Annotated in this window: 9 protein-coding genes and 2 pseudogenes; 7 read left to right on the top strand and 4 right to left on the bottom strand. The window is 75.1% G+C overall.

Annotation, left to right across the window (positions count from 1 at the left end):
- Positions 1 to 314 precede the first annotated feature (314 nt).
- Positions 315 to 2168: a glycosyltransferase family 39 protein gene (locus tag BL253_RS03205; protein WP_076813441.1), complete on the top strand. Its 1854-nt coding sequence runs from the start codon at positions 315 to 317 to the stop codon at positions 2166 to 2168.
- Entirely contained in the window at positions 2165 to 3721 is a 1557-nt protein-coding gene (locus BL253_RS03195; protein ID WP_241834478.1) for a glycosyltransferase family protein, read from the top strand. The genes BL253_RS03205 and BL253_RS03195 overlap by 4 nt, the downstream gene beginning before the upstream one ends.
- A 63-nt stretch (positions 3722 to 3784) precedes the next feature.
- On the opposite strand, the gene BL253_RS03190 is transcribed toward BL253_RS03195, so the two are convergent.
- The 3 genes and pseudogenes from BL253_RS03190 to BL253_RS03180 form a co-directional block, all read right to left on the bottom strand.
- Positions 3785 to 3979 (bottom strand): DUF5703 family protein, encoded by a 195-nt coding sequence (locus BL253_RS03190; protein ID WP_076813435.1) that lies wholly within the window; start codon positions 3977 to 3979, stop codon positions 3785 to 3787.
- A gap of 325 nt (positions 3980 to 4304) precedes the next feature.
- A pseudogene (locus BL253_RS03185) lies at positions 4305 to 4742 on the bottom strand (maleylpyruvate isomerase family mycothiol-dependent enzyme); the annotation flags it as partial.
- 27 nt (positions 4743 to 4769) lie between these two features.
- A complete protein-coding gene (locus BL253_RS03180) occupies positions 4770 to 5063 on the bottom strand; it encodes a helix-turn-helix domain-containing protein (RefSeq protein ID WP_076813720.1) in 294 nt (97 codons plus the stop codon).
- 169 nt (positions 5064 to 5232) lie between these two features.
- On the opposite strand from BL253_RS03180, the gene map reads away from it, so the two are divergent.
- From map to BL253_RS03155, 5 genes are all read left to right on the top strand, one after another.
- Positions 5233 to 6000 (top strand): type I methionyl aminopeptidase, encoded by a 768-nt coding sequence (map, locus tag BL253_RS03175; RefSeq protein ID WP_076813719.1) that lies wholly within the window; start codon positions 5233 to 5235, stop codon positions 5998 to 6000.
- Between the two features lie 68 nt (positions 6001 to 6068).
- Positions 6069 to 6617, top strand: coding sequence for a PadR family transcriptional regulator (locus tag BL253_RS03170; protein WP_076813433.1), 549 nt, complete (start codon positions 6069 to 6071; stop codon positions 6615 to 6617).
- On the top strand, positions 6614 to 7420 hold the full coding sequence (locus BL253_RS03165) for an ABC transporter ATP-binding protein (RefSeq protein ID WP_081437947.1): 807 nt from the start codon (positions 6614 to 6616) through the stop codon (positions 7418 to 7420). Before BL253_RS03170 ends, BL253_RS03165 begins: the two co-directional genes overlap by 4 nt.
- Positions 7417 to 9909 carry an ABC transporter permease gene (locus BL253_RS03160; RefSeq protein ID WP_081437946.1) on the top strand — a complete coding sequence of 831 codons (2493 nt, stop codon included), beginning with the start codon at positions 7417 to 7419 and terminating at the stop codon, positions 9907 to 9909. The genes BL253_RS03165 and BL253_RS03160 overlap by 4 nt, the downstream gene beginning before the upstream one ends.
- Positions 9910 to 10230: 321 nt before the next feature.
- A complete protein-coding gene (locus BL253_RS03155) occupies positions 10231 to 10671 on the top strand; it encodes a CBS domain-containing protein (RefSeq protein WP_076813431.1) in 441 nt (146 codons plus the stop codon).
- 188 nt (positions 10672 to 10859) lie between these two features.
- Here BL253_RS03155 and BL253_RS44640 read toward each other — a convergent pair.
- Positions 10860 to 11033, bottom strand: a pseudogene (locus BL253_RS44640) (TfoX/Sxy family protein); the annotation flags it as partial.
- Positions 11034 to 11143: the final 110 nt, after the last annotated feature.

Here is an 11143-nt window from a genome sequence, read left to right as displayed (position 1 = left end):
GGCGGCCGTCGGCGCCACCTCGCCTGCCCTCGACGGCGAGCCGGGCCCACTGGTAGAGCCACTACCTGGGGGCACCGTGGCGTCGCTGGAAGCCACGGCGGCACCACAGCGGACCAGCGCACGCGGGAACCCAAAAAACAGCGGACCGATAACCGAAGGCAGCAGACGGACAACAGCGAGAGTGCCGTGAAACACCCTCCTACCGGCATGGAAGCCAGGACGGGACCACAGATGGACCCGTCCGCGCCGCGGTGGGAGTGGAAGGGCTCGGGTGGCTCATGCCCCCCGACGGACAGGGACGGAGAGGACAGACCGTGACGGACGTCGCGGTCCGGCCGGCGGAGCGCATCCCCGAGCCGGTCGACACGCCGGGGCCGCGCCCCGGGCGCGCGGATCGGATCTACCAGGTCGTGATGCTGCTGATCCTGGCGGTCGCGGTCGTGGTGCGCTTCACCGCCCGCCAGGACCTGTGGCTCGACGAGGCGCAGAGCGTCGCGATCGCGAAACTGCCGCTGACCGGCGACGGAACCACCATGATCACCGGTCTGCGCGAGGACGGCTCACCGCCGCTCTACTACCTGATCCTGCACGCCTGGATCAKCCTGTTCGGTACCGGCAACTCGGCGGTGCGGGCACTGTCGGCGATCATCAACCTGGTCGCCGCCTGGCCGCTGTACCTGCTGGCCCGCCGGGTCGTCGGGCAGCGGGCCGCCCARCTCGCGGTGGTCTTCTACATCACCTCGCCGTTCGCGCTGCGCTTCGCGACCGAGACCCGGATGTACAGCCTGATCGTGCTGCTGACCGCGCTCGGGGGCCTGGCCATCGAGCGGGCACTGCGCAGGCCCACCGCACTGTCGGTGGTCTACGTGGCGCTCGCGGCCGGGTCGCTGGCGCTCACCCACTACTGGTGTCTCTACCTCCTACTGACGGTCGGTGGCTGGCTGGTCCTCCTGTGGTGGCGGCCGAGGTTCCTGTTCGGCGGTGCCGACGGGGCCGACGACGGCCAACCGGGCGGTGGGCCGTCCGCCGACCCGGCCACCCAGGACGCCGTCGACGAGGGCCTGGCGCTGGCGGGGCTGCCGGCGGGCAGCGTCGCCGCCGACCCGGCACCACTGCCGGGGACCGGCGCCGCCGCAGCCAGGGCCGCGCGTCACTCCGCCGCCGCCGCGGCGGCACGCGCCGCGGCCGCGGCCGCCCGGCCGCGGTTCCCCGCCGCCGGGCGACGAGGAGCGTTCGCGGCGCTCCTCGGGATCGTCTGCGGGGCGATCGTGTTCTCCCCGTGGCTCGGCGAGTTCCGCTTCCAGTCGGCGCACACCGGCACGCCGTGGGGCGAGCCGGCGACGTTCGCCGCCGTCTCGCACGCCTACGGCCAGTGGGCCGGCGGCCCGTCGACCGTGGGCCGGATCCTGCTGCTGTTCATCACCTGCCTGGTCGCGCTCGGCATCGCCGGACGGGGCCTCGGCGGGCGGTTCGTCCTGATCGACCTGCGCGGCGGGGAGCCGGGGCGCACCCTGTTCCTCCTGTCGACGGTGACGCTGCTGGTCGCCGTCGCGGCCGGCAAGGTCGTCGGCAACGCCTGGGCCGACCGGTACACGGCGACGGCGTTCGTGCCGTTCCTGCTCGTCGTCGGCCTCGGCGCGACGGTCGTGCGCCACAGGCGGTTCGTCCAGTGCACCGTCGCGGTCTGCTCCCTGGCCGGGGTGATCGGCGGCTACGTCGACGTCCAGACGCAGCGCACGCAGGCCACCGACGTCGCGTCGGTCCTCAGGCGGGAGGCCAAGCCCGGCGACCTCCTGCTGATCTGCCCCGACCAGCTCGGACCGGCCCTCGCCCGCACGATCCCCGCCGGTCTGAGCGTCCACGTCGTGCCGACGTGGGGACCGCCCGACAGGGTCGTCTGGGTCGACTACGAGGAGCGCAACAAGGCCGCCGACGGCGCCAAGCTCGCCGAGCGGGCCCTGGCGGAGGCGGGCAAGGGCCACACGATCTTCATGGCCGACTCCGGCGGCTACCGGACCTACGAGACGCTCTGCCTGCAGATCCAGACCACGCTGCAGCAGAAGCGGCCGGGGGCCAACCTGGAGATGGAGCAGGGCAAGCCGTCGGACGTGTACGAGAACTACCAGCTCATCCGGTTCCCGCCCGCGCCACCCGCACCGCCCGCATGACCGACGCGCCGGACGGCGGGCGGCCGGCCGGGTCACGGCCGCCCGCCGCGTCCTCGTTCTCGTCCTCGGACGACGAGACCCTGCCGGGGTCGGACGCCTCCTCCGCGAGACCCGCCCCGGCGGCGCCGGCCGACGGGCGGCTCGTCGCGACGACGGGCGCCGCCAGGACCGCCTCGCCGGGCGCGGGCGGCGCGGGCGGCGCGGCGTTCCCTGACCGGGAGGGGGCCGGTGCCGCGCCCGAGCCTCGGTTCGAGGCGTACGGGCCCGCGGCGGCACGGCCGGTGGAGCGGCGCGGCCCCGGCGCGCACCGGGCGATGCGTCGCGACACCGGCGACATCGACAACATGCTCGTCGTGCTCGCCGACCCGGCGGCCGCCCGCGGGAGTTCCGGTGCCCGCCAGCGGTTCGGCCTGTACGACGGCGTCGCCCCCGACGTCAACCGCGGCGGCCGGCTCGCCAGCTGGTATGTGCTCGAGGCCGCCGTCGCCTGGGTGGCGGGCCGGGTCGTCGTCGCGGCGGCGCTCGGCCTGGTCCACTTCCTGACCGGCTCGGTCGCCGACAACGGCGGCAAGCTCGACCACACCGGCCTGCTCGGCTGGGACGCCGGCTGGTACGAGAGCATCGCGACCCACGGCTACGGCGGGGCTGGCGAGGAGAGCCGTCGGTTCTTCCCGCTGCTGCCGCTGCTGGTACGCGGCCTGTGCGCGCTGCCGGGCCTCGCGGGACGCCAGGGCGCGGTGCTGCTGGTCGTCGTCAACGCGCTGGCGTTCGCGCTCACCGTCCTGCTCGCCCGGCTGGCCCGGGCCGAGGGGTTCTCGGACCCGGCGATCCGCCGGGTGATCTGGCTGTCGGCGCTGGCCCCGCCCGCGTTCGTGCTGGCGATGGGCTACGCCGAGGCGCCCGCGATGCTGCTCGCGGTCGGGGCGTTCCTCGCCGCGCGTTCGGGGCGGTTCGGGCTCGCCGGGCTCGCGGGGCTCCTCAGCGGCCTGTGCCGGCCGCTGGGCCTGCTGCTGGTCGCGCCGATGGCGATCGAGGCGGCCCGCGGGCCGCGCTCGGCCAGCCCGCGCTGGTGGCTGCCGCGGTTCGCCGCGGTCGTCTCCCCGGCCGCCGGCGCCGCGATCTACGTGGCTTGGTCGGCGGCGACGTACCACGACGGCCTCGCGCCGCTGACCATGCAGCGCGACGCGGTCCGCCACGGCGCCGCCGGCAACCCGCTGTCGGTGCTGTGGGACGCGGCGCAGGGCACGATCCACGGCGAGGTCGGCACGGGGCTGCACGTGCCGTGGCTGCTGGCCGCGCTGGTCGCGCTGGTGCTGATGGCCCGGCTACTGCCGGCCAGCTACCCGGTGTGGTGCGCGCTGGTGCTGCTCACCGTGTTCACCGGCTCGAACCTGGACTCCTCGGAGCGCTACGTGTTCGGCGCGTTCCCGTTCGTCCTGGTGGCGGCGCTCGCGCTCGGCCGGCGCACCGTCTGGCCGTTCGCCCTGGCGGCCTCGGTCACGGTGATGACGGTCTACGCCACGCTGACGTTCACGCTGGCATACGTGCCTTAGCCGCCGTCGGGCCAGGCCGGTGGCCGGCCTGGCCCGACGGCGGCCGGTTCGGGTGCGGCCCCGTCAGGTCGGAAGGTAGCCGGGCAGGCTGCCTGGCCGACGGCGGCGGCGCAGCACCACGCGCCGCGAGCCGTCGGGAAGCAGCCGCAGCCGGTCGAGCTCCCAGCCTCCGAACTCGGCATGCATGGTCAGGACCGTCTGCGCCGTCCGCCGGTCCGTCGACGGCGGCAGGTACAGCCGCTGGTACTCCAGGTCCATGTGTCGACACGGTAACGGCCAGGTAGATCTCGAGGGTACGTTTCGCGGTGACTTGAGGCCCCGATGACACGTCCCACCCCATGGCATCGCGCAGGTCACAGACCCGGTAGCGGCGCGTCGCGCGACGATCCACCCACTCGCCCCTTTCCGTCACACTCCGCGTTCAGCCCGCGCACTTGTCGTGTCACGAACCGTGACCGGGGCGCGCGACTCGACAGACAGGATCTTTTCCGGCGCCGCCAGGCCGTCAACAGCGTGGACAACGCCGTACGTCACACCACCCGCGCGACCGTGGTCGATCCCGGCGCCTCAGGGCGCGGACGGGTCAGAGCGCGTAGGTGCGCAGGAGGTCCAGGACGCGCGCGGCGCCGGGGCCTCGCGTCGCCAGCCCCGAGGACGCCGGGGCGAGACGGCGGGCGGCGACGCGGCAGAACGCGCCCGCCGGGCCGCTGACCACGCAGGCGGCGTCGGCCGGGCCGTACTCCCAGCGGGTGACGCCGTCCGGGGCGGTCAGCTCGCAACGGACCGCCGGCGCCCGCTCACCGGCGGACGCGAACGCGTACGGCAGCGTGCGGTGCGCGAGCCAGGCGACGTGGCGCAGCCGGTCGGTGTCCGGGAACGGGATCGCCAGCGGCTCGGCGATGTCCAGGCCGTGCGCCCAGTGCTCGGCGAGCCGGGTGGTGGCGAGCGCCGCCGGTCGCAGTGGGGCCGCCACCCAGGTCACCGGCCCGTCCGGGTCGGCCCGGCGCAGCGCCTCGAGGGCGTGGCCACGGCGCGGACGGGTACCGGGTCAGGCGGACATGCGGTTGGCGACGTAGTCGAGAGCGTTGGCGACGCCGCCGGGGTGGGCGCAGGCGGCGGCGATCTCGTCGAGGGAGACGCCGAGCACGGTGGCGAGCGCCGCCACCGTGAAGAAGGCGGGCGTCGGGATCCGGCCGGACTCGATCTTCCGGATGGTCTCGGCCGAGACGCCGGCGAGCTCGGCGACGCGCACCATGCTGCGCTCGCCGCGGGCGGCCCGCAGCAGTGCRCCGAGCCGTTCGCCTCGCGCCCGTTCATGGTTGGTCAGCGGTGTCCGCACCATGCGCAGCATTCTAATCCCGTGATAGTTATACCGGTATAGTTATCGCAGATGTCGACCGCGCCGTCGCGCGGACCGGGACCACACGGTGGCGAGTTCGGGCCAAGTCCCGGCCCGCGGCCCCGCCGGCCGGCCGGTATGACGCGGCACAGCCCCGATGGAGGAGATGAACATGGTCGAGCTGAAGTCGCCGGCGGCGATCGAGGCGATGCGGGCGGCGGGACGGGTGGTCGCGCGGGCGCTGGCCGCGGCCCGGGACGCCGCGCACGTCGGCGCCAGCCTGCTGGAGCTGGACGAGGCCGCGGCGCGCGTGCTCGCCGACGCGGGCGCGACGTCGACGTTCAAGGGCTACCTGCCCTCGTTCGCCCCCACCCCGTTCCCGGCGGTGCTCTGCGTGTCCGTCAACGACGTGATCGTGCACGGCATCCCGGACGGCTACCGGCTGCGCGACGGCGACCTGGTCAGCGTCGACTGCGGCGCGGAGCTCGGCGGCTGGACCGGCGACGCCGCGACCAGCTTCACCGTCGGCACCGCGCACCCGGCGGACCTGCGCCTGATCGCGGCCGCCGAGGAGGCGCTGGCCGCCGGCGTCGCGGCAGCGCGCCCGGGCGGCCGGATCGGCGACATCTCGCACGCGGTCGGCCAGGTCTGCCGGCGGGAGCGCTACGGGATTCCCGAGGGGTTCGGCGGCCACGGCATCGGCCGGAAAATGCACGAGGACCCCCACGTCGCCAACGACGGCGCTCCCGGCCGCGGCTTCCCGCTGCGCACCGGCCTGGTGCTCGCGATCGAGCCGATGCTGGTCGCCGGCGGCCGGGACCGCTACCGCACCGACCTGGACGGCTGGGCGCTGCGCACCACCGACGGCAGCCGCGCCGCCCACGTCGAGCACACCGTCGCCATCACCGACGACGGGCCCCGCGTCCTCACCCTCCCCTGACCGCCCTCCCCGGCCTCTACGACGACGTGTATACATGTCGTGTATACACGTCATGTATAGTCCGGTCCATGTCGATCGGACACACGCTGCTGGGGCTGTTGGAAGCCGGGCCGCGCCACGGGTACGACCTCAAGCGCAGCTACGACGAGCGGTTCGGGCACGATCGGCCGCTGCATTACGGGCAGGTGTACGCGACGCTGTCGCGGCTGCTGAAGAACGGCCTCGTCGAGGTCGACGGCGTGACGCCCGGCGACGGCCCGGACCGCAAGCGCTACGCGATCACCGAGGCGGGCGTCACCGACGTCGAGCACTGGCTCACCCAGCCGGAGCGGCCCGACGTCTACCTGCACAGCGGGCTGTACACCAAGCTCGTCATCGCCCTGCTCACCGGGCGCGCCGCCGCCGACGTCCTCGACCGGCAGCGCGCCGAGCACCTGACGGCGATGCGGGCGCTCACCCGCCGCAAGACGGGCGGCGACCTCGCCGACCAGCTCGTCTGCGACCACGCGCTGTTCCACCTGGAGGCCGACCTGCGCTTCCTGGAGCTGACCGCGGCCCGGCTGGACGCGCTCGCGAGCGCGCTCCGGTCGCCCCAGGCCGACGAGGCCCGGCCATGACCGCCCGTGACCGGTCCGCCCGCGCCGTAGCGGCGCCCACGGCACCCGCGGTACCGGTGTCGCCGGCCGCCGGGCCAGGCACGGGGCCGGCCGGTGTGGGCCTGGCCGCGCCGGCGGACCCCTCGGAGTCGCCAGGCGCCCTGCTGGCCGCCATCGAGCTGCACAAGCGGTTCGGGGCGACGCCGGCGCTCGACGGGGCGAGCCTGCGCGTCGACGCGGGCGAGATCGTCGCGCTGATGGGGCCGAGCGGCTCGGGCAAGTCGACGCTGCTGCACTGCCTGGCCGGCATCGTCGGCCCCGACGCCGGCGAGGTCCACTACGGGACGCGGCGGCTCTCGGCGATGTCCGAGGCGGGCCGCAGCGCGCTGCGCCGCGGCGAGTTCGGTTTCGTGTTCCAGTTCGGCCAGCTCGTGCCCGAGCTGACCTGCGCGGAGAACGTCGCGCTGCCGCTGCGTCTCGGCGGGGTCGGCCGCCGCGCGGCCCGCGAGCGCGCGCACGCGCAGCTGGCGCGGCTCGGCGTCGACGACGTCGCCGGCAAGCGGCCCGGCGAGGTGTCCGGCGGGCAGGGCCAGCGGGTCGCCGTCGCCCGCGCGCTCGTCAGCGAGCCCAGGGTGATCTTCGCGGACGAGCCGACCGGGGCGCTGGACTCGCTGAACGGCGAGGAGGTGATGCGCCTGCTCACCGAGGCCGCCCGGACGGCGGCCGCCGCGGTCGTGCTCGTCACCCACGACGCCCGGGTCGCGGCCTACTCCGACCGGGAGGTCGTCGTCCGCGACGGCCGGACCAGGTCGCTGGCCGGATGAGCGCCCCGGCCGTGACCAGGACCACCGCGCCCGCGGCCGGGCCGAGGGCGCGCGCGTGGCTCGTCCAGCTTCTGCTGGGGGCGCGTCTCGCCCTCGCCGGCGGCCCGTCGGCGTGGCTGCGCACCGCCATGACGGGCCTGGGCGTCGGGCTCGGTGTCGCCCTGCTGCTGGTCGCCGCGTCCGCGCCCGCGATCCTCCATGCCCGCCACGACCGGGGCGCCGACCGTGACGCGTCGTCCTACCTCGTAGGCGGACCGCTCGCCCCCGGCGACACCACCGTCGTGGCGGAGCCGTACGAGACCACCACGCACGGCCAGGAGGTCTCCGGGCTGGTGGTGCGCCCGGACGGGGCGCACCCGCCGGTGCCACCGGGCCTGTCCGCCCTGCCCGGACCCGATCAGATGGTGGTGTCCCCCGCGCTCGCCCGCCTGCTCGACGCGCCGCGCGGCGCGCTGCTGGCCGCGCGGCTGCCCTTCGAGCGGGTCGGTGTGATCGGCGCGGCGGGGCTCGCCGGTCCCCACGAGCTGTACGTCTACATCGGGGAGCCCCGGGACCGGCGGCCGGACGGCGCGCCGGGCGACGGCCAGGAGTTCCGGATCGACCACTTCGGTTCCCCCCAGCGGGGCGCGTCGATGCCGGCCGTCCTGACGATGCTCATCATCGTGATCGTCGCCGTGCTGCTGCTGCCGATCGGCGCGTTCACGGCGGCTGCCGTCCGGTTCGGGTCGCAGGCGCGGGACCGGCAGCTGGCCGCCGTCCGGCTCGTCGGCGCCGACCCGGGGATGACACGGCGGATCGCGGCCGGCGGGGCGCTGGCCGGCGCGCTCGCGGGCTGCGTCGCCGGCGCCGCGCTGTTCGCCGCCGGGCGCCCGCTGGCGCAGCGCGTCGCGCTGTTCCGCAGTGGCGTGTTCGCGAGCGACATCCGGCCGAGCCCGGTCCTGGCGGCGCTGGTCCTCGTCGCGGTGCCGGCGAGCGCGGTGGCGATCACTCTGTTCTCCCTGCGCCGGGTGGTGATCGAGCCGCTCGGCGTGGCGCGCCTCGCCCCGACGACGCGGCGGCGGCTGTGGTGGCGCCTCGCGATGCCCGTGATCGGCATCGCCCTGCTGCTGCCTCTGCACGCGGGCGGCAGTCAGATCTTTGGCAGGAAGGACCAGGCCCAGCTCGCCGCCGGCGTCGTGCTGGTCCTGGTCGGGGTGACCGTGCTACTGCCGTGGGTGCTCGACGCGGCCGTGCGCCGGCTCGGCCCCGGCCCGCTGGCCTGGCAGCTGGCGGTGCGCCGGCTGCAGCTGGACGGCGCGACGACCGTGCGGGCGGTCGCGGCCGTGGCGGTCGCCGTGACCGGTGCCATCGCGCTGCAGATGGTCTTCTCCGTCGTCGAGGACCGGTTCACCCGCGACATCACGGTCGTTCCCGGCGGCAGGAGCACGGCGGTGACCCGGCTGTGGGTCGACGCCGGCTCCCCCGGTTCGACCGCCGCCGACCTGGGCCAGGCGCTGGCGGCCGCGCCGGCGGCGCGCCAGGTGTGGACATGGGCCTCGGGCGGGATGACGACCGTCGACCTGATCGGCGGCCGCCCGGCGGACAGCCGCCAGGCGGACAGCCACCTGTACGCGGACCTGGCGGTCGCCGACTGCGCGTCGTTGAGACGGTTCGCCGCCCTGCCCAGCTGCGCCGACGGCGACGCCTTCCTCGCGGTCCCGGAAACCGCCACGGGCGGGGGCGCGCCCGTCGTGCTCAGCCCCGAGCAGCTCACGGGCCCGACGGTCGGCGCGCTGATGTCGGGGGCGCCCCAGGCGCTGCCCGGCCCCGGCACCCGGATGATCGTGGGTACCAGCGTGGCCGGCGCTGGCCTCGCCTGGACGATCCCCGCCGGGTCGCGCGTCGTCGCCACGCGGCCGGACGCGCCGGTCGGCACCGCCGTGCTGGCCACCCCGGGCGCCGTCGGCCCGGAGCTCCTCGACACACTGATCCCCACCGGCTATCTCGACGTCGACCGCCACGAGCCGGACGCCTACGACCAGGCCGCGGTGGCCGCCGCCCGGGTCGACCCCCTGGCGCATGTCCTGACATCCGGGCGAACGGTCGTCGACCCGCTGTTCGGCCAGATCCGGACGGCTATGTATGTCGGGATCGTCGCGGTGCTCGTCATGGTCGGCGCGAGCCTGCTGGTGACCATGGTCGAGCAGCTGCGGGAGCGGCACCGGGTCCTGGCGGTGCTGGTGGCGTTCGGTACCCGGCGGCGCACCCTGGCGACGTCGGTGCTCTGGCAGGCCGCGTTGCCGATGGTCCTCGGGGTCGCGCTCGCCGTCGGCCTGGGGATGGGGCTCGGCGCCGCCCTCCTGCGGATGGTCGGCCTGCCGCCGAGTTTCGACTGGACGAACATCGCGACCGTCTCGGTCGCGACCGCCGTCGTCATCATCGGCACGACCGCGACGAGTCTGCCCGTGCTCTACCGCCTCATGCGCCCCGACGGCCTGCGCACGGAGTAGTTCGGCCTTCGCCCCACCCGGGCCGCCGGGTGACGGGGCTTGTGAGCGGGGCGGGCGGGTATGCAGGGGGCGGCCGACCGGCTCGCCGCGCCTCGGTCACCCCAGGGGTGGCCTTCCCGGGGCGCCTGTCCTCACCGGCGTCTCGGCGACGGGCGGTCGGCGGCCGACCGGCGCTGTCGACCTGTGCCAGGGCGACCCGGGGCGCGGCCAACGGCGACCGTGCCGCGCCGGCCGGCCGGCCATCCGAGTGGCCCCGCGCCCGAACGCGGCCGGGAACGGCGCTCGCGTCCGCGGCGGCCACACGCCAACGAGAGGACCGCGATGACGACCGCACGCGAGATCATGCATCCCGACGCCACCTGCATCGGCGCGAACCAGACACTCCAGGACGCCGCCCGCAAGATGCGCGACCTGGGCGTGGGCGCGCTGCCGATCTGCGGCGACGACGACCGGCTGCAGGGGATCATCACCGACCGCGACATCGTGGTGCGCTGCGTCGCGGCCGGCTCCGACCCGGCGACGACGCCCGCCAGCCAGCTCGCCCAGGGCAAGCCGTTCTACGTCGACGCGGGCGCCGGCGTGGACGAGGTCCTGCAGAGCATGAGTGAGCACCGCATCAAGCGGATGCCGGTCATCGAGGACCACCGCCTGGTCGGGATGATCAGCGAGGCGGACCTGGCCAGCTGCGGCAAGCTCAGCGAGTCCCAGATGAGCCAGCTCGTCGAGGCGGTGAAGTCCGGCCCCGCGGACCGCGTCGGCTGAGTTTCTGGTTCGCTCCGTCTGGGCACGGCGCTACGGCCCCTTACTCGCTTCGCTCCCAAGGGACCTCCGCGCCGCGGGGTTCCTGCCGGATCGACGGAGCTTGCGGAGTCGATCTGGGAGGTCCGCCTCCTCCGCTCACGTGCCCTTCGGCGACCTCGCTGCGGCCCGACCCCGGCCTGGATCAGCGCCGCCGGGTAGGCGTCCGGCCCCACCCGCAGCATCAGGCCCCGGCTCGTCACCGCACAGATCATCTTCCCGTCGAGCAGGAACGCGAGCCCGCTGAACATCCGCTTCTCGGACAGCCCTGGCCGCGGCCCGAGCACGTCCCTGACCCGTTCCGCGAGCTCCACGTCGAACGCCATCGCCGCACCTCCGAGCCGTGACCACCTGCCCCCGAAGCGGATTGTCACGGACGCCACCGACAATTCGAGCAGGGCGGATTGACCTCATGCCCAGTTCACGTTGTGAACTG

It is taken from the genome of Pseudofrankia asymbiotica, assembly GCF_001983105.1.
In the GTDB taxonomy this organism is placed as follows: domain Bacteria; phylum Actinomycetota; class Actinomycetes; order Frankiales; family Frankiaceae; genus Pseudofrankia; species Pseudofrankia asymbiotica.
This window is presented reverse-complemented; position numbering and strand designations above follow the sequence as displayed.

Bases quoted from the DNA above. Each gene is read 5' to 3' on its own strand.
- BL253_RS03170 (WP_076813433.1), top strand. From the start codon at position 6,069: ATGTCGATCGGACACACGCTGCTGGGGCTGTTGGAAGCCGGGCCGCGC.
- BL253_RS03190 (WP_076813435.1), bottom strand. From the start codon at position 3,979: ATGGACCTGGAGTACCAGCGGCTGTACCTGCCGCCGTCGACGGACCGG.
- BL253_RS03160 (WP_081437946.1), top strand. From the start codon at position 7,417: ATGAGCGCCCCGGCCGTGACCAGGACCACCGCGCCCGCGGCCGGGCCG.
- BL253_RS03165 (WP_081437947.1), top strand. From the start codon at position 6,614: ATGACCGCCCGTGACCGGTCCGCCCGCGCCGTAGCGGCGCCCACGGCA.
- BL253_RS03195 (WP_241834478.1), top strand. From the start codon at position 2,165: ATGACCGACGCGCCGGACGGCGGGCGGCCGGCCGGGTCACGGCCGCCC.
- BL253_RS03155 (WP_076813431.1), top strand. From the start codon at position 10,231: ATGACGACCGCACGCGAGATCATGCATCCCGACGCCACCTGCATCGGC.
- map (WP_076813719.1), top strand. From the start codon at position 5,233: ATGGTCGAGCTGAAGTCGCCGGCGGCGATCGAGGCGATGCGGGCGGCG.